Source organism: Cryomorphaceae bacterium, assembly GCA_017798125.1.
Taxonomy (GTDB): Bacteria; Bacteroidota; Bacteroidia; order Flavobacteriales; family ECT2AJA-044; genus ECT2AJA-044.
On sequence record CP059070.1, the window covers coordinates 2,795,832 to 2,819,887 of the forward strand.

The window sequence follows — 24,056 nt, forward strand, 5'->3', positions numbered from 1 at the left end:
TAATCACAGGTCTGATTAATAGTTCAAAATGAACATTCCAACTAGGGTTAGAATGAAATATGTAGCCACGGTTGCGGCACCTTTATAGTCTTTCGCAATGCGTTGCCCAAAGAACAACATCAAAAGCGCTAAGCTCGAAACCGCTGCACCGTAAAAAGCATAGGTATTGTCGTCGTAAAACAGCAGCTTCACAACCCCCAGAGAACTGAGCAATCCAGCCGCCAATTCTACCAGGGTTACTATCCCTAACAAAAAAGGCACCATTTCCCGCAACCCGGTGTCGTCAAAATGACCTCGAAGGAACTCTAGATTCCCCTTCCAATCAAATATTTTATCCGTTCCGGATTCCATGAAAAGAATACCCAAGAACATGGCGACAAGAATCTGAATAATGATGGTTTGCTCGAATAGGTTTGGGGGCATCCCCTGATTCGATTGCAGCAGAATAAACGCGTATTCCATAGACGGTGGGGGTTTGGGTTTAACGGTAAGTTAACAAATAATATCCTGTTGATAAAAAAAAAGCCCGGAGCCCTGGCTTTCGCCTCGAATTGCGGTACTTTGAAAAGTACGATGTTGAAAGATTTAGGTGTAAGAGAACATGGGTAAAATCGTTGCCGTTGCGAATCAAAAAGGTGGTGTTGGAAAGACCACTACTGCAGTAAATTTAGCCGCTTGTTTAGGGGTGCTTGAAAAGCGAGTTCTTCTTTTGGACGCTGACCCTCAGGCAAATGCGACATCGGCGATGGGATTCGATCCCAAGAATTCGCTCGTGGGAACATATCAGGTTCTCGAACACGAAGTGAAAGCCCGTGACGCCATCTTAACCACGGAAAGTCCCAACGTTGATCTCATGGCCGCCCACTTGGATTTAGTCGGTGTCGAAATTGAATTGGTAGATAAAGATCAACGTGAGCATATGCTGCGGAAATCGCTCGGCGAAATCATCGACGAATACGACTACGTGGTGGTTGACTGCGCACCTTCGCTTGGACTCATCACGCTGAACGCTCTAACGGCCGCACATTCTGTTATTGTGCCTATCCAGTGTGAGTATTTTGCGCTGGAAGGCTTGGGTAAACTTCTGAACACCATAAAAAGCGTCCAACGCCTGCACAATCCAGGTCTAGACATTGAAGGCTTACTCCTCACTATGTACGATTCTCGCCTCCGATTGAGTAATCAAGTGGTCGAAGAAGTGAAGACCCACTTTCAGACCATGGTTTTTGACACCATTATCCAGCGCAATGTCCGTTTGGGAGAAGCCCCCAGCTATGGGGAATCCATCATTACGTACGACGCCGGAAGCACGGGTGCCGTGAACTACTTAAATTTGGCGCGTGAATTCCTCGAGAAGAACGCAAACTGGACAGAGGAATCACTGGAAAAAACTGAAGGATAATGGCGAAGAAGCAAGCTTTAGGAAGAGGACTATCCGCCCTGCTGTCTGAACCGGACAGCGATTTGCAGAACAATCAGACGCACCAAAAGGAAATCCTTGGAGGTATCGCAGAACTCAAATTAGAGGAAATCCACCAAAACCCTTTCCAGCCGAGAACCAACATCAATGCGGAACAGCTTGAAGAACTTGCTGCTTCCATTGTTCAGCTCGGCGTCATCCAACCCGTTACCGTTCGTCGGGTCAAACAAGGGCACTATGAACTGATTGCCGGACAACGGCGCTATTTGGCCGCTCAGATGGCTGGCTTGAATCAAATACCGGCATATGTTCGCTTGGCGAATGATCAAGCCATGTTGGAACTCGCTTTAGTTGAGAACATACAGCGGCAAGAAATGGACCCCGTTGAAATCGCCTTGTCCTATCAGCGATTGATCGAGGAGTGCCAATTGACCCAGGAAGAAATGTCGAATCGCGTGGGTAAGAAGCGTTCGACCATAACGAACTACTTGCGACTGTTAAAGCTCAATGACCTGATTCAAGCAGGTCTTCGGGACCAAATGATCAGCATGGGCCATGCACGTGCGTTGATCAATATCGAAGATGAAGACGCCCAGCTTACCTTATACGAAGAGGTCATCGCGCGACGTTTATCCGTACGAGAGGTCGAGCAACGCGTGAAGCAAATGAAAAGCACGGCGCCTTCTACAAGAAAGGGCGCTACTCCGCTTCCCTTTGCTTATCAGCGCATGAACGACGATCTCAGCAAACAGTTTCGAGCTAAAACCGAAATACAGCGGAACCGCTACGGTCGAGGAAAAATTATTTTCCATTTCGCATCGGATGAAGAGCTCAATCGGATTGCCGAGCTATTGAAAAACGAATGAACCCCCGTCTTCAATTTTTTTTCCTGGTCTTTGGACTTCTGTTCGCGTTTAGCGCTCAAGGACAGACCGATACCTTGTGGCGTCCCGTGCCCGGAGACACACTACAGGTTGTAGGGTCCGATGAACTGAACACGGTAGACACCCTCTTTCACTCTCCCCAGAAAGCCCTGGTCAGGAGTTTAATTGTGCCGGGATTGGGGCAGGCTTACAACAAAAAGTACTGGAAGATTCCCATCATCTACGCGGCATTAGGTACCAGCGTTTACTTCATTATTGACAACAACCGCCAATACAATGAATTCAAGCAGGCTTATATCGATCGCCAGAACGGACTGGAAGACGACTACCCGCAATACACAGACGACAACCTCATAACCCTTACTGACTTCTATCGCCGAAATAGAGACTTCAGCGTCATTCTGACAGCAGGTATCTACCTCATCAATGTGCTTGATGCCATGGTCGATGCCCACCTCTACGAGTTCGACGTCAGTGACGAACTCTCCATCGAAGTCCAGCCTCAGGTGCATTTTACACCTCAAATGGGACCCCGCCCAGCAGTTGGGTTTACCCTAAAGTTTTAACTTAGCCCGCATGAAGATTGCCCTGCTCGGTTATGGAACTATGGGACGTGAAATCGAGGCGATTGCCCTCGAGCGCGGCCATTCGGTTCCTGTTAAGATCACCACGAGCAACGGGGATGAAACTTCCGACGCTGACCTGGCAGACTGTGATGTTGCGATTGATTTCAGCCATCCTGATTCGGCCGTTGAGCTGATTTCGCGATCACTAAAACAAGGCGTTCCCACAGTAAGTGGAACTACGGGATGGTTAGATCATTGGGATGATGTGCTGGCCCTACGGGCCGATGTCAATGGCGCCCTTTTTTACGCCTCCAATTTCAGCCTCGGCGTCAATGTCTTCTTTGCCCTGAATCAACGCTTGGCCCAATTGATGAATCCGTTTGAGGAATACGAAGTGGACATGATGGAAATGCACCACGTTCGTAAAAAAGATGCGCCAAGCGGCACAGCCATTTCCCTGGCCGAAGACATCATTGGAGCTTTGGAGCGCAAATCGGGATGGACCTTGGAAAATGCCCGTGAAATAAATGAACTAGCGATTCGTTCTGAACGGGAAGGAGACGTACCCGGAACCCACGAAGTCGTCTACGAGAGCTCGATTGATCAAATTACGATTCGTCACGAAGCCAAAAACCGAAAAGGTTTTGCTTTGGGCGCAGTACTCGCCGCCGAATGGCTCCCTGGAAAAACAGGAGTCTACGGCATGAAAGACCTATTGAACCTATGACTTGGACCGGATTCTTACTCGGCCTTGGGATCTTGCAGTTGATCCGATTTGCCTACTTCCAACCCTTCCTCCAGAAGATTGACCAACCCACGACACCCTTGCTTATTCCTATCTACGGGGAATTGCAGATCATGAAAATGATTCAACGCCCGTGGTGGTGGGTAATTCTCCTTTACCTTCCCATGGTCAGTTGGATCATGTGGATGGTGGTGTTCTCTGAAACCCTTCAGGTCTTTGGCCGCAGAAGTACTTCTGATCGAATTCTGGCCATTTTCACCTTAGGTATTTACTTACCCATCATCGGGCGTTCGGAAGATGCCAAATACGAAGGTGCTCGACTGCGAGGTGATAAGAGCGGGAATCGCGAGTGGATTGAGGCGGTCACTTTTGCCATTGTAGCTGCTACGGTCATCAGAACGTTTACCATTGAAGCGTATACCATTCCCACTTCATCCATGGAAAAGTCCATGATGATTGGTGATTTTCTATTCGTGAGTAAGATGAGTTATGGTCCTCGAATGCCCATGACACCGTTGAGTCTTCCACTCATGCACAACACGGTTCCCCTACTCGGCTTCCCTTCGTTTGTGGATTGGGTGGAGTTCGACTACCACCGTCTGCCGGGATTCAGTAAAATCAAGAACAACGACATCGTGGTTTTCAACTACCCGATGGACAGTCAGCTACCCGTGGACAAACGCACCAACTACATCAAGAGATGTGTGGGAATTCCGGGAGACAGCATTCGCATTGATCAAGCTGTTCTTTCCGTAAACAGCGATAGTGTTTGGCTCCCCGAGCGAGCCGCTCCCCAGTTCACCTACTTGGTCAAAACCAATGGTCAGGGCTTCAACCGCAAGACCTTGCTCGAAATGGACATTACGGAAGGGGGCCAGAGTTCACGGACCGATTTCATCTTCTTGTTGACCCAAGAAAATGTAGACAAGCTCCGCCAATTTCCCAACGTGGAAAGCGTGGAACCGATGATTAAACCGGCCGATCAAACGGATGAGACTATTTTTCCACAAGATCCCCAACATTTTCCTTGGAACGTGGACAATTTTGGATCCTTGTACATTCCGAAAAAAGGTGAAACCGTCCGTCTCAGTCCAGAAAATATTCGACTCTACGAACGCGTCATTGGATTCTATGAGGGCCATGACCTTCAAGTCAATGGAGGAGAAGTATCCATCGACGGTGAGGTGGTCTCGGAATACACCTTTGAGATGGACTACTACTGGATGATGGGAGACAATCGCCACAATTCGCTCGACTCGAGATTCTGGGGCTTTGTCCCGGAGGATCATATCGTCGGTAAGGCATCCTTCATATGGATGAGCTTCGATAAATTCCAAGAAGGAGCGGACAAGATCCGAACAGAACGCGTATTCACCATGGTGCATGGAAAAGGACGCAGGACTTCCCTCTTCCCCTACTTCATTGTACTCTTGATCGGATACTTCGGTTTCCGATTCATTCAGAAGCGAAGAAGTAATGCCGCGTAAGCTTTTTAGCCTCGCCTATTTCCCTCCGATTTCTTATTGGGTTGCCTTACGGCACGATGGGGCAAACGCTATTGATTTATCCGAGAACTATCAGAAGCAGAGCTACCGAAGTAGAGCGAGCATTGCAGACCCGCACGGAAAAAAGAACCTCATCGTTCCCATTCTGCACCGCTCGGGAGAGCGTTTAAAAACGGCCAAAGCCCCACTGAGCTACGCCGAGAACTGGCCGTTGATTCACTGGCGCACCCTGGAAGCGAGTTACCGCAGCTCCCCTTATTTTGAGTACTACGAGGACTCCCTAAAAACGCTATTTGAGCAGCGTTTTGAAACGCTGGCGGACTTGTGCTTGGCCAGCTGCGCATGGGTAGCCGAGGAGCTTGAAATGGAATTAGATTGGGAAGAGCTTGTGGAATATCGGGCCGCAGGCCCAGGAGAAAAAGACTATCGGGATCGAATCCACCCCAAAAAACCAAGTCTACTTCAAGCCGAGGAGTATCATCAGGTCTTTGGTGACCGACACGGCTTTTTGGAGGACTTGAGTATTCTGGACCTGCTTTTCGCCAAAGGCCCAGCCGCCTACGCTTTTCTGTTGCAGGGTGAACTTCGGGACGCTTAATTTGTCATCCTGCCGTGAGGCAGATAAATTTGACCCACTACACAAAAAGATATGGACATCGAATTCAATAAGAATGAAGATGCGCTAAAGCTCCTGGTTTCTGATTTGGAGCAGCGCTTGGCCAAGATCCGCCTGGGCGGAGGTCAAAAGAAAATCGAAAAACAGCACGCACAGGGCAAGTTGACGGCCCGCGAACGCATCGACTACTTGGTAGACAAGGGGCGTCCGCGTGTGGAAATCGGAGCCTTTGCCGGCGACGGCATGTACGAGGAGTACGGCGGCTGCCCGAGCGGTGGTGTGGTTATTGAAATCGCTTATGTTCAGGGGCGTCAGTGCGTGGTCGTAGCCAACGACGCCACGGTGAAGGCTGGAGCCTGGTTCCCCATCACGGGTAAAAAGAACTTGCGGGCTCAGGAGATTGCCATGGAGAATCGATTGCCCATCATCTACTTGGTGGATTCAGCAGGGGTTTTTCTGCCGATGCAGGACGAGATTTTCCCAGATAAAGAGCACTTTGGTCGGATTTTCCGCAACAACGCGGTCATGAGCAGTATGGGTATCCCCCAAATCGCGGCCATTATGGGCTCTTGCGTGGCTGGTGGGGCCTACTTACCCATCATGAGCGATGAGGCGCTTATCGTCGATAAAACGGGGTCTATTTTCCTTGCGGGGAGCTACTTGGTGAAAGCGGCCATTGGTGAGGACATCGACAACGAGACTTTAGGGGGCGCCACAACCCATTGCGAAATTTCTGGGGTGACGGATTACAAGAGCAAAGACGACAAGGACTGCCTGGATTCCATCAAGAACATCATGGACAAGATGGGTGATTTTGATAAGGCGGGATTCAATCGCATCGAGCCGCAGGCTCCGGCAAAGCCCTATGAAGAGATCATGGGCATTCTGCCCGAGAAGAGAGATAAGCCCTACAACACGCATGAGCTCATTGAGCATTTGATCGATGCGGACAGTTGGGAAGAGTATAAAGCCAACTACGGGCAGACCATCGTCTGTGGTTATGGCCGTATCGATGGCTGGGCCGTGGGAATTGTGGCCAATCAGCGCAAGTTGGTGAAGAGTAAAAAAGGTGAGATGCAGTTTGGCGGGGTCATTTACTCCGATTCAGCCGACAAAGCGGCCCGATTCATCATGAACTGCAACCAAAAGAAAATTCCACTGGTGTTCTTGCAGGATGTGACGGGATTCATGGTGGGATCGCGCAGTGAGCACGGAGGTATTATTAAAGACGGTGCCAAGCTGGTCAATGCCATGAGCAACAGTGTGGTACCCAAATTCACCGTAGTCGTCGGAAACAGCTATGGGGCCGGTAACTATGCGATGTGTGGTAAGGCTTATGATCCACGTCTCATTGTGGGCTGGCCAACAGCCAACATTGCCGTGATGGGTGGAGCTCAAGCCGCCAAAGTCTTGCTTCAAATTGAAAAAAGCCGGCTCAAGGCTCAGGGGGAAGAGATTACACCTGAGAAGGAGCAGGCTCTATTGGAGACTATTGAGAAGCGCTACGACGACCAAACCTCTCCGTATTACGCAGCTTCACGCCTTTGGTTGGATGCCGTCATAGACCCACGCGATACGCGAAAAGTCTTGAGTATAGGGATTGAAATGGCGAATCACGCACCTGCGGAGCGCCCTTACAACACCGGGGTGTTACAGACGTGATCAGCGCTCGATGACGCTTCGGCTCTCGACCTCGCCCGTTTTTCCCTTGAAGAAAAGAAAGCCCTTGGAGCTTTCTACTTTAAAGCCTCGCCAGTCTGAATCTTCGGATCTGTAGAGTTCTCCTTGTACGATGACTTTTGCTCCGGGTTCCACTCTAATTTGAACTTCTTTGGCGATCCATGTCTTGCCTTTCAAGGCGAGAACAGATCCTTTTTTGACGACCAAGTTGGTGTAGATCGAGCGATTGGTCCATTGCTGATTCCCCCTCACCTTTATCTCTTCGCTCACTTGAGGAAGGTCCATCTCCCATAATCCTCGGCCAAAAGTAGCCGCCCGAAGAACACGCGCAAATGGATGCAATTCAAGTTCACTCACTTCGGCGTAAGGAATTCCTCGCTCTTCCTTCCAGATTCCTCCGCGGCCTTCCTTGACAAAAACACCAGAAGAAGTGCCCACATAAATTCGTCCGGGATGACCAGGGTCCGCCTCTACCTCCGTTACCTTTCTGTTTTTCAGCGAAGGATCGCCTTCGAAAAGACCGGTCCAATCTTCGTAACCGCTTCCGTTGAAGTAAATGACCTTTGGATGAGGGTACGCCTTAAATCCGCTTTCTAGTTTCCCAAAAGAAATCCAACACGCTCCAGGTTGAAAGGGGTCGGGTTCAACATCGGTCACAGTCATTTTGATTTCTTCACCTCCTTCATAGGCAGAAAGCCACGGATGCAGCTCTTCCCATTTCATGTCTTTGATCCGTTCATTCCGGATGTCATTCGTTTTCCAGATCCCCTTGACTCCTGAAATACTTGTGAAGTAAAGTTCATTGGTGTTGTATCGGTTGAGGTAGGCCTCCCAACCTTCTCCTCCTTCAGGAACAGGCCAAACCATCTCCCATTCCACACCGCTGTTCCAAGATCGAATAAGTCCTTTTTGAGCTGCGTAATACACGAGTTCCGGTTGCCGGGGATCAATGCTGTAATGCTTCTTCCATTGTCGACCTCCAATGGCCCCATTCGGCGTCAAGTAACTTGTTTTCCCATTTGGATCCGTCACTCCAAATCCAGAACTAGACGAACAGTAGATGTATATACTGGAGTCATTCACTACAGGTATGGACTTGAACCCATCGCCAAAGAAGACTTGCCGCCAAATCCCAAGAGGGTCACGCCATACATTCCCCGTGTCAAACCCTCCGTAGGAGAGATGTCCAGGACGGGTCATGGACGATCCTACATTATACATGTTGGCTACGCCAATTCCATTGGTCAAGTCTTCCCAGGATTGGCCACCATCGACGGATCTATTGATTCCACCGTCCGTTGCGATATACAGCTCCTGACGATGGGGATCAAAAGAAATCCAATGAAGATCATCGTGATAATCTTTGGTCACCGCCGCCACATTTTGCCCCCCGTCTTCGGTTTTGTAAAACCGTTAACACATTTCCCAGTACAATTCGTCGGGGTTGGTCGGATGCACTGCAAAGGCCTGTGATCGGCCATGACCCAGCCTTCTTTGTACACCTAAGTCCTTGCCAAAAGCACGTACAAAAGACCATTGCTCAGAATCCAAATCCACTGAGTACAATTCGGCATTGAACTTTCGGGAGCTATGGCCTTCATTGGCGGTATAGGCGACCCAAAGCGTGGAGGGATCCGCCGGGCTGATGCGAATAGTCAATTGCTTTACGGGTAGGTCATCCTTCTGAAAGCCAAATTCATCCGGAAGGGTCATTTGTTCAAACTGGAATCCACCATCTCGCGATCGGTACAATCCATCGCCCGAGGCCAGTAGGACTCGTCCCATGGATGCTGGTTGAAAGCAGAGGTCGTAAAAGACTCCCGAAGCCACCTTTTTCCACCGGATTTGATCTGCTTTTGCAAGGGCATTGGTCGCCAGAAAGAGTCCTTCCGTTGTTGCCGCCCATAAACGATTTCCATCCCTTGGATCAATCAGGAGTTTTCGAATCCGAACGATTTTCCATGGCTTATTGAGATCTGTAAACGGAAGCGACTCCTCGATTCCATTAATCCACTCCCAGGTCTGACCCTCATCCCGTGTGCGCGCAACCCCTAGTGAAAATGAAAAGTCCGCATCCCCATCTCCGTTGGCAATGAACCAGGTCGAGGATGACTCTGGTGCGACTTGAATGTGTGAAACTCCGGGAACCCAAAAAAAGTCTGTTCCCCCGTTTCGCCACGAGACTCCGCGATCATCAGAAATAAACAGGCCTCCCGAGGGGGAGCCAGTGAAAATGCGGTTGGGCAACCGCGTATCAAATTCAACAAAAGCTAATCTTCCCGTCCCTTTAATACGCGTAAAGGTCTCTGGCCTCATTTGCGCATTCTCAGGCGGATGAGTGGGGCCCAATTCACGCCATATGCCATGCTGGGCAAGTAGCGTGCTCGGAAGAAGGGTGAGGATGAGAAGGAGTCGTTTCATACTACTAAAACGCCCAGAGTCGCTTATCTGTTTCGACTAAAAACAAGAAGAGCCGGGCGAACCCGACTCTCCAATGAAACAGAAACACTTAACACTTAAATTGTCGATTTAATGGTCAACTTGATCGGAGCGGTTAAAGCCCCATCCGTATCCTCAAAGGTTACGATGTACAGACCAGGAGTCCATTGTTGTGGAATTTTAAAACGAAAATCCACAGACGGACCAACTGGAACTTGTCCAACCAAGACACCTATCGTATTGTATATCGAGATGGTACCGCCTTTAATGGCCATATCACCTTCGAAATGAAAGACAACTTCGTCTACCGCGGGATTTGGATACACATCAAACGTCTTATCATCTCCTCCTGCCTGTACAGCAAGCGAGCCGATAAACAACGCTAAAATGAATAGTACTCTTTTCAACATAAGAATCTCTTTAAAAAGTATATTCTCCCATCAGTTACTTCAAATATCACATTTAATTGCCTTTTTCACAAGTCATCTTAACAGAAATTTCATTTTCGCCCATTCTTAAGGCCTTCGCGGATTAAGGTACCTTTGTCGACATGTCTGACCTCACCCTCAGGGATCATATCATCAAGAATTTGAAGCTCGCTTATCCAGTTATGCTTTCCCAATTGGGGCATATCATGGTTGGTGTAGCCGATTCGGTGATGGTCGGCCGATTGGGTACGGAGCCCTTGGCGGCGGCGGCCTTTGGCAACAGTATTTGGATTGTCATTTTCGTGGTTGGCTATGGAATTTCTCAGGCCGTAACGCCCATTATTGCCCGAGCACACGCGGAAAAGCAGTTTCGGATGATCGGCTCCATGCTTCGGCACACCTTGGCTTTGAATCTGATCGTGACGGTTATACTCGGTGCACTCATGTTCGCGGCATGGCCTTTTCTGGGCTCTTTGGACCAAGAACCTCAAGTGATGAAGCTGGCCTACCCCTACTTGAGCATCATTACTTGGTCCTTTTTACCGCTGATGATCTTTCAGGCATTCCGGCAGTTCATGGAAGGTCTTTCGCACACGTTTCAACCCATGCTGATTTCCCTTTCCGCAAACTTTTTAAATGTTGGTCTCAACTGGCTTTTGATCTACGGAAACTGGGGTTTCCCTGAGCTTGGGCTGAATGGTGCAGGTATTGCCACCTTAATCAGTAGGAGCTTAATGGTTGTGGGCATCGGGTACTATTTGTGGAAATCCAATCTCTTCCGCCCTTTTCGTCCGTACTTCTTTGCCATGCCATGGAGAAGAGACTTCTTTGGTCGTTTACTTCAACTCGGGATTCCAACCAGTCTTCAGATGCTCTTTGAAGTGGGTGCCTTTGTGATCGCTGCCATTTGGATTGGTCAGATTTCAGCTGAGGCCTTGGCAGCACATCAAATTGCCCTGAATCTCGCTTCGATCAGCTTCATGCTGGCCAGTGGAATGGCCGCTGCGGCCACCATCCGAGTGGGGAATCAACGCGGACTCAAGGATCGCCACAACCTCAGGAATGCGGCATTTTCTGCCCTCATCCTCGCCACCCTGTTTATGGGAACAGCAGGAATTCTCTTCGCCACCGCCGGGGAACCCTTGGCGCGTCTGTACATCGATGAATTACCGGTGATTGAATCAGCTTCTGCCCTCTTGTTGATCGCTGCTATTTTCCAATTATCCGATGGAGCCCAAGTGGTTACGCTCGGGGCATTGCGAGGACTAGAGGATGTTCGGATACCAACAGTGATTACACTCTTTGCCTATTGGATCATTGGTATTCCGCTTGGCTATTACTTGGCCTTTAGCGAAGGGCTTAATGAACAGGGCATTTGGTACGGACTTGCGGCGGGGCTAACCGTGAGCGCAGTACTGCTCTTCATGAGGTTTCAACGGCTGAGCACCCGAATGACGCTGTAGTAGGTTTTGAGGGACCCTTTAACGAATCAAGGAGAAAAATCCTGTTTCGCGATGGGTAGCGCCATTGACATCCATGACCTTAACTTCCCACAAATACGTGTCTTGCGGTGCGGGTCGATCCTTCTTGGCGTCCAATCCTGTCCAACCTTCGCCAACGATTTCCGAATAAAACACGAGATCCCCCCACCTGCTGAATACCGAGAACTGATAGTCCACTTCTCCAAATATTTTTGGGGCAAAAGACTCGTTCAATCCATCTTGATTCGGCGTAAACACATTCGGTACATAGAGTAAATACTCAGGCTGAACGACTACCGTCCGATACATGGTATCGGTACATCCGAATTCATTTCCAACAACTTGCCGGACGGTATAATTCCCGTCCTCCAAATATCGGTGCTCAAAATACGAAGCCGAATAAACGGTGGAGTCTCCCATGTCAAACGTGGTCCAATACGAACCTATACTCGTGTCTTGTACCACCACAGTTGGTTCAAAAAATGAGGTAACCTCTGGATCTACCACAAATCCGGCAATAGGGCTCGGATCCACGACAACCATATCCTCAATGACCACCACGTGGGTGTCTACACAGCCCTCCAAGACTTCAATGGTCAATCGGACATCATAGCTTCCAGGGAGGTTGTAGGTATGTGTAGGACTACTGGCCGTACTGGCCGAACCATCTCCAAATTCCCAGAGATAACTGATGTTTACCCAAGTGTTGATGTTGTCCACAAACTGAACCGTCAAAGGCGCACAACCCACAACCGTATCCGTATCGAAATCAGGCTCCACCTCGGGAAAAATTCGAACCGTATCCGTCAAAAAAGTCGTGCAGGCATTTTCGCTCACGGTCAAGGTCACCAAATACTCTCCAGGAGCAGCATAGGACTTGGATGGGTTGGATACTTGACTGGTAGTACCATCTCCAAAGTCCCAATCAAAAACAGCATCAGGAGTGTGCTGGCTCAGCACCGTGAAATCCAAGGCGTTTCCATCGATACAGTCAATTCCTGTATACGACCAATCCACCGGGATTCCTTCGGCAATTTCAATCCAGGTCGTAATGGTATCTGCACAGTAATAACCGGGATTGGCCACCAAAGTAACCATGTAGGTACCGGTGTCGGGATACGTATAGGTCGGATTCGGTGATGTACTGGTATCCGTAGTGGTGGTTGGATCGCCAAAATCCCAGTAATAAAAGGACGTAAACAGGCTCTGGTGGTTGAAATTGAAGGTTGTTCCCGTACAGAACTGAGTTTGCGGTGTAATGCCTGCAACCGTGGCGCTCAAACACACGGCCGTGTTGAATTGGAAGTCTCTGCGGTTTTCGGTCAAAAGGACACCGTTCCGGTATTCTTCTGCCACAACGGTTACCACATATTGACCGATTAAGGTTGCAGACCCCGTAAGCTGACCAGAGCTTGAATCGATGACGAAGGCCGGGTTCGCATCAATGGGGTACTGAATGGTGTATCCCGGATTCCACAGCACGTTGGGAAAGGGTGGCGGCAGCGGCGGATTCGGCGCTGGATTCATTTGGGAGCCTCCGTTGTAAGGTGTGGCAAAACGATAGTACAGAGAATCTCCATCCAAATCAGTAGCGCTGTGATCAAAATCCAAGGTGTCATTGGTACACAGAACGATAGGTGGAAAATTGTTGAAAAAGGCCGAGTTGTTGCAGTGATAAGGAGGGCCTGGAATGGTTGTAGCGTATGTGGCCCCTTGCTCTTCCGGCAAGAAAATATTGTTGATACTCGCGTTTCGGCAACAGCGTTGATACACGAGGGTATACCCACCGGCTATGGGCGGAAGGTTGACGATTTCGGCATAGATTCCTTCCTCGACGCAGACGTTCGGTGGACTGGTTAAGCAAGGGTTATTGATGTACGGAGGAACCGTAGTAATCGCTGGGCTGAACATCTGAACGGTCGTGACCAAAAAGCCAGCGCTATCGTACACAGCTACCGTAGCTGGATTGTCAAATGGAGCTCCCTGACTATTGCAATCGCGATACACCTTAAGGGTGATGATGTAATCGTCATTTCCGATGCACTCGTAGTAGATCTCACCACCCACAATATGCCAAGCATCTGAACCCAATGGGATCAGAAGCATGCAAATGATTGAGTAGATCCAGAGCTTCTTCATACCAGAATTGACGAACGAGGGAGAAATGCGGTTGGTAGAATAATAGCAATCTTACCGCATTAATGTTCTAATGTACAATAATCTCTCGGGAATCTGAAGTGCTGCCGACCTGGTAGTGAAGGAGATAGGTCCCGGAAGAAAGTCCAGCTAAATCAACTTCGACGGTATGCGTTCCGGGCATTAATGTACCGAGTTGGCCCTCTGAAACAACTTTTCCCTGAAGGTCATGAAGCTTCCAGGTACACGCTGAGAGCTCCTCGGTTGTAAAGCGGAGGTTGATACTGCCTACGGCAGGATTCGGATAGACATCGGCCCGTAGGGCCTCCTCTTCTTCCAATCCGATGATCTTGGTACCGCGAAGCAAAATCTTGTCGAGGGAGATGATGTTGTCGTCATCGCTGTCGTGGACAAAGGCAATCCGGACATTCATGCCTTCGTACTGGCTCAAGGAAACCGTATGGGGCTGGAGTACGCACCGCCAATTCAGTGAGTCGCCGTCGATTTCAAGGTAGGTACCGTCATATCCATGTACCCACCCCTCGCTGTAGCGATGGTTATTGAAGACCGGGACCGGACTGTCCGTGGTTGGGTTGGGATTCGATCCAATCCACTGGGCTGCACGGAACAACGTGTCCGTAAAGTCTTCTGGACGACTCCCCGTGGTACTGGCGACTACGGAGTAACCATCGAGGTAGATCGGTGCGTGCCTGCTGGCCGAGTACCAGCTTAAGTTGGTCCAATCGTCAACCAAAAAGAAGGCGGGCGAAATCAGGTAATTGCGATTTCCAGGGGCAAAGCCTTCGAGCCAACTAGTCGAAGCGATCACCGTATTGCTCGTATCCACATTGGCAATTCCAGGTCCTAAGAACCAGTTCGGATCTAAGCCGTTGGCGGAGGGAATGCTGTCTAGACTGTAGTTCTGCCAAACGGTAATGTCCGCTGTATCCTGGGTATCCACAAAGTTAGTAGGCATCACTCCCGACTCGAAGTCCAGATAGAAAATGGTGTCGTTCTGTCCAAAGGCGGTTATGAAGGCCCCTACCAAGGTGGCAATGAGTAGAGTGCGTTTCATGTGTCTAATTTAAGAAGCGATGCGAAACATCTGAAAATGAGGGGCCTGTTTTTTCTGAAATAAAAAAAGCCGCCCCAACGGGACGGCCTTTTAAAACGATAAAAACGTTCAATTACTTCACAACGAAATTCTTGGTGAAGCTAGTACCCATGGCCTCGATGGTCATGTTGTACGCGCCAGCTGCAAAGTTTGAAACGTCTTGAGTGGTCTCGTATGTTCCAGGAACTTGATCTCCCAAGTTCTGAACAGCAACTGTACGACCTTGCATGTCGGTGATTACGATATTGACTTCAGTAGACACGGTCAATTCGTACTCAACGTTCAAGATAGTCGTCGCAGGGTTAGGGAACATCTGGATGGATGCTTCCAACTTATTCTCTTCGATGCTAGAAGCATCGGTTCCGAGCAACAAGATGTCGTCAATCGAGATCAAGTTGTCATCATCTGAGTTGTGGATGAAAGCAATGTGGATAGACTGACCGTTGTAGGCAGACATATCTACAGTGTGCTCAGTCAACTCACCGATAAAACGAGTTGAATCTGCACCTGGATCGTACTGGATACCAGTTCCGTCAAATCCTTGTACCCAACCAGCGCTGAATACGTACCAGTTGAACTGTGGGATTGGGCTTGCTCCAGAAGAATCTGAATCAGCACCCAAGAATTGACCTGCACGGAAAATAGTATCCGTGAAGCTCGTCTCCAAGTTATCTGTGGTAGAAACAACTACAGCGTATCCATCGATGTACAATGGAGTCTGGCGAGAAGCTGATTTCCAGCGCAACTCAGAAGCGTCATTCCCCAAAGTAACTTGTGGAGAAATGAAGTAGTTGCGGTTTCCTGGCAAGAATCCAGCCAACCATGAGCTTGAACCCAATACGATGTTGGTTGAATCTACGTCAGCGTATCCCAAAGACAAGAACCACTCTTGTGGACGACCATTCGCATCTGCCAATCCGTCGAAATCCAAGTTGATCCAGTTTGGGTCATCATTTCCAGATGGCGCACCGGCCACGATCAATGCAGTATCTGCATTTTCAAAGTTCATCCACAACAGAGTATCGTTCTGAGCGGAAGCAAATCCGAAAGCGATAACTGCTGCAAAAAGCATAGAAATTCTCTTCATAAATAAGTGTTTGAGTTAATAAACGTAGCACAAAGTTAACCATTTCTTAGCGCAAAGCCGTAAACAATTATCATGCTTTCTTACGGACCATCATGAGTCCATCGCGCAGAGGAAGAAGCATATTCTCCACGCGGTCATCGTCTTGAATCTTGGCATTAAAGGCCTGCAACCCAGCGGTGTCCACATCCCCAGATGCAGCAGGCTCCAACACCTTTCCGCTCCAAAGCACATTATCCGCAAGTAAATATCCCCCAGGCTGAAGGTCGTCGATCACCTGATCGTAGTAGTGGCTGTAGTTCTCCTTATCGGCATCCAAGAAAACCAGATCCCAAGGTCGTTTAAGGTCTTCCAAAATACCGCGCGCATCACCGATATGCGAATGGATGCGATCTCCGCCATCGGCCTCTTGAAAATATCCGGACACGCGATCGGCGAGCTCTTCATCGCGATCGATGGTGTGGAGTTCGCCATCGGGCCGTAGGCCCTGAAGCATAGCAATAGCGCTGTAACCCGTGTAGGTCCCGACCTCAAGAATATACTTGGGCTGAATCATTTGCGAAATCAGGGACAAAAACCGGCCCTGAAGGGGGCCGCTCAACATGCGCGGATTGAGGACCTGCATGTGGGTTTCACGGTTGATGCGTTGCAGGAGTTCGCTCTCCGGGGAGCTGTGCTGCTCAGAGTAGTCTTCGATTCTGGGGTCTAGAAAATCCATTTTATTTGGCTTGATAGACCAAGGTACTCAATTGACTGGGGTCAAAAATATCTTTGGCCAGTTCTTGAACTTGCGCGGCGCTTACCGCCTCTACTTTCGCGGCGAGCTCCTCAATGGAGTCAAAGCGATCGCGCTGCAGCAGACTTTTTCCCAAGGCGAGCATAAGGCTGCCGTTGTTTTCGGTGGCGATGGCCAGCTGTCCGAGCAGCTGCTTCTTCGCCCGACTGAGCTGCAAGACCCCCAAAGGCTTTTCGCGCAGTTTCTTGAGCTCTCGCTGTACCAAGTCCAGTGAGCGCTGCATCTGTCCTTTGTCCGTACCGAGGTAGATGCCGAACACGCCCGTGTCACTATAAGCCTGGTAGTAGCTCTCGATGTGGTAGGTGAATCCGTAACGCTCTCGAACATTGAGGTTTAAACGGGAATTCATACCCGGCCCACCCAGCAAATTATTGAGCAAGGCCATCCCCGTCAGGCGTTCGTCAAAAGCATCATAGCACCGGTTCCCCAGGATACAATGGCTTTGATAGGTTTCGCGCTGAATGATTTTTTCTTGAGGACGGTGCGCCTGCGGCGCGATGCGCGGCTCCGAAGACTCCGCCGGGAGCTTGTGCCCACCCAAATGTTCTTCGAGGTACTTGCGCAATTTCTTTTCGCTGATTCGGCCAACGCTGGCAAAAACGAGTTCCTCTGGAGCATACCTCCGCTTGCGAAAGGCGCGGAGCATGGGCGCTTTGAAGCTGCGCACGATTTCGGGAGTGCCTAGAATGTTTTTTCCGATGGCGTCATCCGGGAAGAGCATTTCTTCGAAGTCGTCGAAAATGAGGTCACTGGGAGAGTCTTCATAGCTGTAGATCTCATCGACAATCACCGCTTTTTCCTTGGTAATTTCCTTAGCTGGGAACTTGGGATTGAGCAAAATATCGCTCATCAGCTCAATGGCCCGTCCGTAATACGCGGATAAAAATGAAGTGTGCAGGGTCGTGTCTTCCTTCCCTGTAAAGGCGTTCAATTCACCGCCCACGTCTTCCATTCGGCTTAAGATGTGGTAGGCCTTTCTCTTGGAGGTCCCTTTGAACATCATATGCTCGATGAAATGGGCCATACCCTGCTCTTCCGGACGCTCATCTCGGCTGCCCGCATCGATGAAGAGTCCGCAATGGGCTACGGGCCGATCAATCGGTGCATGAACGACGCGTATGCCGTTTGCTAGCTCAAAACGCAGGACTTCCATGGGCGCGAAGATACGGGAAAGAAAAAGTCCCGACCACCACAGTCGGGACTCCCTACATTAACCAAAACAGACTACTTCCTATTAGGAAATAGAAAAACAGTATTTGTTGGCGGCAATCAGCTCTTCAGCAATTGCGCGGCGTACTTCTTTGACATTGATGTTGGTTGGCTTGGTAAAGCGCTTCAATCCCATCATCAAGAGTTGGCGCTCGTCTCCTTCCGCAAAGGAACCGACCGCCTCTCGACCTGCACGTGCCACTTCTTCAATGGCGTTGTAGACGTACAACTGGGTCATGGCAATCTGGCCTTTCACCTTGTCCTCACCATTCTTTTCGGCCAGTTTCAAGGTGCGCAGGATAGCGCTTTCCGCGGCATAGGTTTCAATGATCATGTCGGCTACGTTCATCATCACCTCTTGCTCCGCTTCAATGTTCATTCCGAAGGATTCAACTGCCTTTCCAGCCACCATCAAAATGGCTTTCTTGAGCTTGCCTAACACTTCCAGTTCAGCAGCCAATAGAGCACTGTAGTCTGGGGTATCAAAGCTCGGAATCGACATGAGCTCGTTGGCTACACTCATCGCTGGAGTCATCAAATCCAACTCTCCCTTCATGGCCTTTTTCAAAATCATCCCCACGGTCAGCATGCGGTTGATTTCATTGGTACCTTCATAGATGCGCGCAATTCGGGCATCGCGGTAAGCCGCCGACATCGGTGCATCTTCTGAGAATCCCATTCCACCGTAGACCTGAACACCCTCGTCCACAACGTAGTCCAAGACTTCAGATCCGTGTACCTTAGCAATGGCACACTCGATGGCGTATTCTTCAACACCCTTCAACTTAGAAGTTTGTGGATCCGCTCCTTCAGCGACCAATTGGTTGATTTTATCTTCGATATCCTGACCGGCACGATAGGTCAAGCTTTCAGAGGCATAAATTTTAGATGCCATTTCCGCCAGCTTTACCTTGATGGCTCCGAAACTAGAAAGCGGCTGACCAAATTGGTGACGCTCGTTTGCATATTGAGTCGACAAGGTCGAAATACGGCGAACGCTGTCGAGACATGCTACGCTCAACTTGATTCGTCCAACATTCAATGCGTTCATGGCGATCTTAAAGCCATTTCCACGCTCACTCAACATGTGGCTCACCGGTACCTTGACATCGTTGAAAAAGACTTGACGGGTACTGCTCGCGCGAATTCCGAGTTTATCCTCTTCCTCGTTGAGCTCCAGCCCCTCTGCTCCTTTTTCTACGATGAACGCCGTGATGTTTTTATCGTCTTCAATACGAGCGAAAACGATGAATAGGTCAGCAAACCCAGCATTGGAAATCCACATTTTTTGACCGTTGATGACGTAGTGCTCCCCATCATCAGTCAATACGGCCGTGGTTTTACCACTGTTGGCATCTGATCCGGCTCCCGGCTCGGTCAAGCAGTAACATCCCATGAATTCTCCGCTGGCCAACTTCGGCAAGTACTTTTGCTTTTGCTCTTCTGAACCGTACAGCAAGATGGGCAGTGTTCCAATTCCCGTGTGTGCTCCGTAGGCCGTAGACAAGGAACCACTGACTCCGCTCACGCGATCGCAAATCAGCATGGTGGTGTTGAAGTCCATTCCGAGTCCACCGTAATTTTCCGGAACCCCAATACCCAACAAGCCCATTTCTCCGAGCTGCTTCATCAGCTCTTCCGTCCAGGCATAGTCCTTCTTCTCGAAGCGTTCGCGCTGAGGAACGACTTCTTTTTCAATGAATTCCGTGGCGGCATCCGCCATCATGCGTTGTTCTTCGTTAAAGTCTTCGGGAATGAAGACTTCTGCTGGTGTTGCGTCTTTGATTAGGAATTCTCCTCCTTTGAGTGCCATTATATCGTGTATTAAATCATTTCTTAATTGATGAATTCATAGATGCCCGCAGCACCTTGTCCGGTTCCCACGCACATGGTCACCATTCCGTATTTGTTGCCTCGTCGGCGCATCTCGTTGAATAGCTGCACGCTCAACTTGGCTCCTGTACACCCAAGCGGATGACCCAGTGAAATGGCCCCTCCGTTCACGTTGACGATTTCTTGGTTGATGTCCAACTTGCGCAAAACGGCCAAGGACTGAGAAGCGAAAGCCTCGTTCAGCTCAATGAGGTCAATGTCAGCGAGCTTCATGTCCGCCTGTTTCAATGCGGCAGGAATCGCCTTCACGGGACCGATACCCATGATTCGAGGCTCTACCCCCATGGCGGCATAGCTCACCAAGCGCGCAATCGGCTTCAAGCCCAATTCGTTGACCATGCGTTCGCTCATCACAATCACAAAGGCCGCCCCATCACTGGTTTGTGAGGAGTTACCCGCTGTGACACTTCCGCCCTGAGCAAATACGGGACGTAGTTTCCCTAGGGCCGCCATATTGGTACCAGCACGTGGACCTTCATCTGTATCCGCTACATGCGTTCGGGTCTGACGCTTTTCGTTTTCGTCCAAGTAAACCTCTTCGACATCGATCGGAAGAATGTCATCCTTGAATCGCCCCTCTTCGATGGCCTTCAAGGCCTTCATGTGGGAGTTGTAGGCAAACTCATCCTGGTCCTCACGGGCCACCTTAAATTCGTTGGCCACCGCCTCAGCGGTCAAACCCATGGAGAAGTACCAATCCGGATTGTTCCGGGCCACATCCAAGTTGGGGGTTACTTTGTATCCACCCATGGGGATGTAGCTCATGCTTTCCACTCCTCCAGCGATGATGCAATCGGCCATGCCGTTCTTAATTTTCGCTGTGGCAATGGCAATGGTTTCCAGTCCACTGCTGCAGTAACGGTTCACCGTCATTCCGGGAACGTCGACTACGTTAAGTCCCATAAGCGAGATCAAACGTCCGACGTTGAGGCCCTGCTCTGCTTCGGGCATGGCATTTCCGACGATGACATCATCGACCCGTTTAGGGTCTAATTCTGGAACCGCTTTCATTAGACCTTGAATGGTCTCCGCGGCCAAATCATCCGGGCGCTTAAATCGGAACTGTCCGCGATTCGCCTTCCCTACTGCTGTTCTGTATCCTTTAACGATATATGCTTCCATCTTTGTCGTCGATTTTTAGTTGCGCAAGGGCTTACCGGTTTTCAACATGTGCTGGATGCGCTCGAGGGTCTTGCGTTCCCCACAGAGGCTCAAGAAGGCCTCGCGCTCCAAATCCAAGAGGTACTGCTCACTTACATGTGCAGGCTCGCTCAAATCCCCTCCAGCCATTACATAGGCCAGTTTGCGGGAGATAAGCTCATCGTGCTCGCTGATGTAGTGGCCGCTGGTCATGGCATGGGCTCCGATGTAGAACATTCCGAGCGCCTGCTTACCCAACACCTTCACCTTCTTGCGAACCGGTTGTGTATAGCCCAGTTCGGCCAATTCAATGGCTCCAGCCTTTGCATCGGCGATCTGGCGATCCTTGTTCAAGGAAATGTGGTCCTGACCTTCGCGCAATACCTTCATATCGAAGGCCTCTGAAGCACTGGTCGCCACCTTGGCCATACCGATGTTCAAATAATACTCGCGCAGAGCATTGAGCTCCACGTCATCTTTCATGTAGCGTTCAGCGGCACGCAAGGTCATTTCCTTGGTTCCACCTCCACCCGGGATCACCCCAACACCAAACTCCACAAGTCCGATGTAGGTCTCTGCAGCCGCCTGAACGCGGTCGGCATGAAGGGTCATTTCGCATCCTCCTCCGAGGGTCATGCCGTGTGGTGCTACAACCACCGGAATGCTCGAGTAACGCACGCGCATCATACTGTCCTGGAACATCTTGATGGCGAAGTTCAACTCATCATAATCCTGCTCGATGGCCATCATGAAGATCATCCCCAAGTTGGCTCCTACAGAGAAATTCGCTGCTTGGTTTCCGATCACCAGCCCGCGGTAATCCTGTTCAGCCAAGTCAATGGCCTTATTGAGCCCTTGAATCACACCGCTGCCTAGAGAATTCATTTTGGAACGGAACTCAAAGTTGAGGATGCCGTCTCCCAAGTCTTCCACGACGGACTCGGCATTGCTCCAAACCGTCTTGCTTTCACGGATTCGGTCGAGAATAATAAATCCATCTTGTCCGGGCACTTTCGCCGTTGCTTTAGACGGTATGTCGTAGTACTCCAATTCACCGTCGGTGATTTGGTAGAAGGCCTCACGGCCCGATGAGACCATTTCGGTCACCCAATCTCCTGCGGTAAGTCCTTCAGCCTCGATCAATTCGAGTCCTTTTTTGACTCCGATCAAGTCCCAATATTCAAAAGGTCCGAGCTCCCATCCGAAACCAGCCTTCATGGCGTCATCGATTCGGAAAAGATCATCTGAAATTTCAGGGATGCGATGGCTCACATAGGCAAAGACACCGGCAAACATCTTGCGATAAAACTCGCCGGCTTTATCCTTGCCCTTCACCAACATCGGAACGCGCTCCCGCAAATCCGTTACTGGCTTGGTCATTTCCAAAGTGGCGAACTTGGCGCGCTTCTTCTCGCGGTACTCAAGTGTTTCTAAATCCAAGGTCAGAATGGAAGACTTTCCGTCCTCTCCTTTGACCTTCTTATAGAAACCGGCTCCCGTTTTAGACCCGAGCAGTTTGTTGTCGATCATGTGCTGGATGAAATCCGGAAGCGCAAAGAGCGCATTCATTTCATCGTTGGGCACGGCCTCCTTAAGCCCGTTGGCCACGTGTACCAGGGTATCCAAACCTACGACGTCCGAGGTGCGGAAGGTCGCTGATTTCGGACGGCCCAATACAGGTCCCGTGAGTTTGTCAATTTCCTCAACCGTTAAGCCGAGTTCCTTGACCGAGTGGAACAAGCTCATGATGCTGTACACTCCAATACGATTGGCAATGAAGGCCGGTGTATCCTTCGCCAGAACGGTCGTTTTTCCCAAGAACAAGTCTCCGTACTCCATGAGGAAATCGGTGATTTCCGGATCTGTTTCAGGAGTGGGGATAATCTCCAATAAGCGCAGGTAGCGCGGTGGGTTGAAGAAGTGTGTTCCGCAGAAGTGCTTTTTGAAATCGTCACTTCGTCCGTCCAACATCAAGTGGATCGGAATCCCAGACGTATTACTCGAGATCAAGGTGCCTGGCTTACGGTGTTGCTCCACCTTATCGAAGACTTGCTTCTTAATGTCTAGGCGCTCCACAACGACCTCGATGACCCAATCCACATCCTTGATGCGGTGAAGGTCATCATCAAAGTTTCCGAGGGAAACTCGATCGGCGTATTTCTTTCTGTAAATCGGTGACGGATTTGATTTCAAGGCTCCTTGGAAAGATTCCGTCACAATGCGATTTCGCACGGCCGGATGTTCTTTCGTCAAGCCTTTTTTCTCTTCAGCTTCCGTCAACTCAAAGGGGACGATGTCCAAAAGGAGCACTTCTACGCCAATATTCGCAAAGTGCATCGCAATGCGTGACCCCATGATCCCCGAACCGAGGACCGCAACTTTTTTGATGGTACGTTTCATACGTCTGCTAAGTGTATTTGCTTTTCGTTGATCATTTGTTGAATGGCGTCCATGACCTTAAAGAAGGATTTCATGTCGGCGTCTGGCACAACGGACTTAATCCGTTCATTGAAGTTGACCACGGCATCCTTAGACACCTTTCTCTTTTTCTTTCCTTCGGCGGTCAAGGTCACCAGTACGCCACGCCCATCTGCTGGATTTGGATTGCGCTCAATGAGGGCCTTCTCTTCCATATTCTTCAGGGTTCGAGACAAACTAGTGGGCTCCATTCCGATGCGAGGACCCAAGGCCGTAGATGGCGTTCCTTCTGGATCGACATTCAAAAGCACATAGGCAATCGTCAAGGTTCCACCGTATTTCTCAGCCTCTTCATTATACATCCTGGCAATGCTGTGCCACAGCGCTTTTACCTGGAAATCAATGGTCTCTTCTCTTTTCATCGTTGTCGAAGATATAAAAAATATATTATGCAAGCATAGTACTTTGTGTTAAATAAAAAAGAATCCGCCCGAATGGTTCG

Annotated in this window: 21 protein-coding genes; 8 read left to right on the forward strand and 13 right to left on the reverse strand. The window is 49.8% G+C overall.

The features are described from left to right. Positions 1 to 15 precede the first annotated feature (15 nt). Complete coding sequence (locus HZ996_12525) at positions 16 to 423, reverse strand: DoxX family protein (GenBank protein ID QTN40057.1); 408 nt, start codon at positions 421 to 423, stop codon at positions 16 to 18. 178 nt (positions 424 to 601) lie between these two features. On the opposite strand from HZ996_12525, the gene HZ996_12530 reads away from it, so the two are divergent. The 7 genes from HZ996_12530 to HZ996_12560 are packed head-to-tail and all read left to right on the forward strand — an operon-like array spanning position 602 to position 7,398. Continuing rightward, positions 602 to 1,402 carry a ParA family protein gene (locus tag HZ996_12530; protein ID QTN39933.1) on the forward strand — a complete coding sequence of 267 codons (801 nt, stop codon included), beginning with the start codon at positions 602 to 604 and terminating at the stop codon, positions 1,400 to 1,402. Further along, on the forward strand, positions 1,402 to 2,286 hold the full coding sequence (locus HZ996_12535) for a ParB/RepB/Spo0J family partition protein (GenBank protein QTN39934.1): 885 nt from the start codon (positions 1,402 to 1,404) through the stop codon (positions 2,284 to 2,286). Before HZ996_12530 ends, HZ996_12535 begins: the two co-directional genes overlap by 1 nt. Further along, positions 2,283 to 2,870: a hypothetical protein gene (locus HZ996_12540; GenBank protein QTN39935.1), complete on the forward strand. Its 588-nt coding sequence runs from the start codon at positions 2,283 to 2,285 to the stop codon at positions 2,868 to 2,870. Before HZ996_12535 ends, HZ996_12540 begins: the two co-directional genes overlap by 4 nt. 10 nt (positions 2,871 to 2,880) lie before the next feature. Next, positions 2,881 to 3,597 carry a 4-hydroxy-tetrahydrodipicolinate reductase gene (dapB, locus tag HZ996_12545; GenBank protein QTN39936.1) on the forward strand — a complete coding sequence of 239 codons (717 nt, stop codon included), beginning with the start codon at positions 2,881 to 2,883 and terminating at the stop codon, positions 3,595 to 3,597. Then, a complete protein-coding gene (gene lepB / locus HZ996_12550) occupies positions 3,594 to 5,102 on the forward strand; it encodes a signal peptidase I (protein QTN39937.1) in 1,509 nt (502 codons plus the stop codon). The genes dapB and lepB overlap by 4 nt, the downstream gene beginning before the upstream one ends. Further along, positions 5,092 to 5,718, forward strand: a complete 627-nt coding sequence (locus tag HZ996_12555) for a WbqC family protein (protein QTN39938.1) — start codon at positions 5,092 to 5,094, stop codon at positions 5,716 to 5,718. The genes lepB and HZ996_12555 overlap by 11 nt, the downstream gene beginning before the upstream one ends. Before the next feature lie 51 nt (positions 5,719 to 5,769). Continuing rightward, positions 5,770 to 7,398 carry an acyl-CoA carboxylase subunit beta gene (locus HZ996_12560; GenBank protein QTN39939.1) on the forward strand — a complete coding sequence of 543 codons (1,629 nt, stop codon included), beginning with the start codon at positions 5,770 to 5,772 and terminating at the stop codon, positions 7,396 to 7,398. Here HZ996_12560 and HZ996_12565 read toward each other — a convergent pair whose 3' ends face one another. The 3 genes from HZ996_12565 to HZ996_12575 form a co-directional block, all read right to left on the reverse strand. Further along, entirely contained in the window at positions 7,399 to 8,787 is a 1,389-nt protein-coding gene (locus HZ996_12565) for a hypothetical protein (GenBank protein QTN39940.1), read from the reverse strand. A gap of 42 nt (positions 8,788 to 8,829) precedes the next feature. After that, entirely contained in the window at positions 8,830 to 9,837 is a 1,008-nt protein-coding gene (locus HZ996_12570) for a hypothetical protein (GenBank protein QTN39941.1), read from the reverse strand. A gap of 95 nt (positions 9,838 to 9,932) precedes the next feature. Beyond that, entirely contained in the window at positions 9,933 to 10,265 is a 333-nt protein-coding gene (locus tag HZ996_12575; protein QTN39942.1) for a T9SS type A sorting domain-containing protein, read from the reverse strand. Positions 10,266 to 10,405: 140 nt separating this feature from the next. On the opposite strand from HZ996_12575, the gene HZ996_12580 reads away from it, so the two are divergent. Next, positions 10,406 to 11,746, forward strand: a complete 1,341-nt coding sequence (locus HZ996_12580; protein ID QTN39943.1) for an MATE family efflux transporter — start codon at positions 10,406 to 10,408, stop codon at positions 11,744 to 11,746. A gap of 18 nt (positions 11,747 to 11,764) precedes the next feature. On the opposite strand, the gene HZ996_12585 is transcribed toward HZ996_12580, so the two are convergent. The 9 genes from HZ996_12585 to HZ996_12625 all read right to left on the reverse strand — a co-directional run bounded on the left by HZ996_12585 (position 11,765) and on the right by HZ996_12625 (position 23,976). Further along, a complete protein-coding gene (locus HZ996_12585; GenBank protein ID QTN39944.1) occupies positions 11,765 to 13,903 on the reverse strand; it encodes a PKD domain-containing protein in 2,139 nt (712 codons plus the stop codon). A 67-nt stretch (positions 13,904 to 13,970) separates the two neighbouring features. Further along, positions 13,971 to 14,975 (reverse strand): T9SS type A sorting domain-containing protein, encoded by a 1,005-nt coding sequence (locus HZ996_12590; GenBank protein ID QTN39945.1) that lies wholly within the window; start codon positions 14,973 to 14,975, stop codon positions 13,971 to 13,973. Positions 14,976 to 15,087: 112 nt separating this feature from the next. After that, complete coding sequence (locus HZ996_12595) at positions 15,088 to 16,101, reverse strand: choice-of-anchor J domain-containing protein (protein ID QTN39946.1); 1,014 nt, start codon at positions 16,099 to 16,101, stop codon at positions 15,088 to 15,090. A gap of 70 nt (positions 16,102 to 16,171) precedes the next feature. Further along, positions 16,172 to 16,816 carry an O-methyltransferase gene (locus tag HZ996_12600; GenBank protein QTN39947.1) on the reverse strand — a complete coding sequence of 215 codons (645 nt, stop codon included), beginning with the start codon at positions 16,814 to 16,816 and terminating at the stop codon, positions 16,172 to 16,174. A gap of 1 nt (position 16,817) precedes the next feature. Then, complete coding sequence (locus tag HZ996_12605; protein QTN39948.1) at positions 16,818 to 18,047, reverse strand: insulinase family protein; 1,230 nt, start codon at positions 18,045 to 18,047, stop codon at positions 16,818 to 16,820. 81 nt (positions 18,048 to 18,128) lie between these two features. Next, a complete protein-coding gene (locus tag HZ996_12610; protein QTN39949.1) occupies positions 18,129 to 19,916 on the reverse strand; it encodes an acyl-CoA dehydrogenase family protein in 1,788 nt (595 codons plus the stop codon). Positions 19,917 to 19,939: 23 nt separating this feature from the next. After that, positions 19,940 to 21,118 carry an acetyl-CoA C-acyltransferase gene (locus tag HZ996_12615; GenBank protein ID QTN39950.1) on the reverse strand — a complete coding sequence of 393 codons (1,179 nt, stop codon included), beginning with the start codon at positions 21,116 to 21,118 and terminating at the stop codon, positions 19,940 to 19,942. Between the two features lie 15 nt (positions 21,119 to 21,133). Then, positions 21,134 to 23,536 carry a 3-hydroxyacyl-CoA dehydrogenase gene (locus tag HZ996_12620; protein ID QTN39951.1) on the reverse strand — a complete coding sequence of 801 codons (2,403 nt, stop codon included), beginning with the start codon at positions 23,534 to 23,536 and terminating at the stop codon, positions 21,134 to 21,136. Continuing rightward, positions 23,533 to 23,976 carry a winged helix-turn-helix transcriptional regulator gene (locus HZ996_12625; protein ID QTN39952.1) on the reverse strand — a complete coding sequence of 148 codons (444 nt, stop codon included), beginning with the start codon at positions 23,974 to 23,976 and terminating at the stop codon, positions 23,533 to 23,535. The genes HZ996_12620 and HZ996_12625 overlap by 4 nt, the downstream gene beginning before the upstream one ends. Positions 23,977 to 24,056 lie beyond the last annotated feature (80 nt).

What these genes read in the sequence shown, in the direction of transcription:
- HZ996_12525 (QTN40057.1), bottom strand. Translation starts at nt 423, where the DNA reads ATGCCCCCAAACCTATTCGAGCAAACCATCATTATTCAGATTCTTGTC.
- HZ996_12530 (QTN39933.1), top strand. Translation starts at nt 602, where the DNA reads ATGGGTAAAATCGTTGCCGTTGCGAATCAAAAAGGTGGTGTTGGAAAG.
- HZ996_12535 (QTN39934.1), top strand. Translation starts at nt 1,402, where the DNA reads ATGGCGAAGAAGCAAGCTTTAGGAAGAGGACTATCCGCCCTGCTGTCT.
- HZ996_12540 (QTN39935.1), top strand. Translation starts at nt 2,283, where the DNA reads ATGAACCCCCGTCTTCAATTTTTTTTCCTGGTCTTTGGACTTCTGTTC.
- dapB (QTN39936.1), top strand. Translation starts at nt 2,881, where the DNA reads ATGAAGATTGCCCTGCTCGGTTATGGAACTATGGGACGTGAAATCGAG.
- lepB (QTN39937.1), top strand. Translation starts at nt 3,594, where the DNA reads ATGACTTGGACCGGATTCTTACTCGGCCTTGGGATCTTGCAGTTGATC.
- HZ996_12555 (QTN39938.1), top strand. Translation starts at nt 5,092, where the DNA reads ATGCCGCGTAAGCTTTTTAGCCTCGCCTATTTCCCTCCGATTTCTTAT.
- HZ996_12560 (QTN39939.1), top strand. Translation starts at nt 5,770, where the DNA reads ATGGACATCGAATTCAATAAGAATGAAGATGCGCTAAAGCTCCTGGTT.
- HZ996_12570 (QTN39941.1), bottom strand. Translation starts at nt 9,837, where the DNA reads ATGAAACGACTCCTTCTCATCCTCACCCTTCTTCCGAGCACGCTACTT.
- HZ996_12575 (QTN39942.1), bottom strand. Translation starts at nt 10,265, where the DNA reads ATGTTGAAAAGAGTACTATTCATTTTAGCGTTGTTTATCGGCTCGCTT.
- HZ996_12580 (QTN39943.1), top strand. Translation starts at nt 10,406, where the DNA reads ATGTCTGACCTCACCCTCAGGGATCATATCATCAAGAATTTGAAGCTC.
- HZ996_12585 (QTN39944.1), bottom strand. Translation starts at nt 13,903, where the DNA reads ATGAAGAAGCTCTGGATCTACTCAATCATTTGCATGCTTCTGATCCCA.
- HZ996_12590 (QTN39945.1), bottom strand. Translation starts at nt 14,975, where the DNA reads ATGAAACGCACTCTACTCATTGCCACCTTGGTAGGGGCCTTCATAACC.
- HZ996_12595 (QTN39946.1), bottom strand. Translation starts at nt 16,101, where the DNA reads ATGAAGAGAATTTCTATGCTTTTTGCAGCAGTTATCGCTTTCGGATTT.
- HZ996_12600 (QTN39947.1), bottom strand. Translation starts at nt 16,816, where the DNA reads ATGGATTTTCTAGACCCCAGAATCGAAGACTACTCTGAGCAGCACAGC.
- HZ996_12605 (QTN39948.1), bottom strand. Translation starts at nt 18,047, where the DNA reads ATGGAAGTCCTGCGTTTTGAGCTAGCAAACGGCATACGCGTCGTTCAT.
- HZ996_12610 (QTN39949.1), bottom strand. Translation starts at nt 19,916, where the DNA reads ATGGCACTCAAAGGAGGAGAATTCCTAATCAAAGACGCAACACCAGCA.
- HZ996_12615 (QTN39950.1), bottom strand. Translation starts at nt 21,118, where the DNA reads ATGGAAGCATATATCGTTAAAGGATACAGAACAGCAGTAGGGAAGGCG.
- HZ996_12620 (QTN39951.1), bottom strand. Translation starts at nt 23,536, where the DNA reads ATGAAACGTACCATCAAAAAAGTTGCGGTCCTCGGTTCGGGGATCATG.
- HZ996_12625 (QTN39952.1), bottom strand. Translation starts at nt 23,976, where the DNA reads ATGAAAAGAGAAGAGACCATTGATTTCCAGGTAAAAGCGCTGTGGCAC.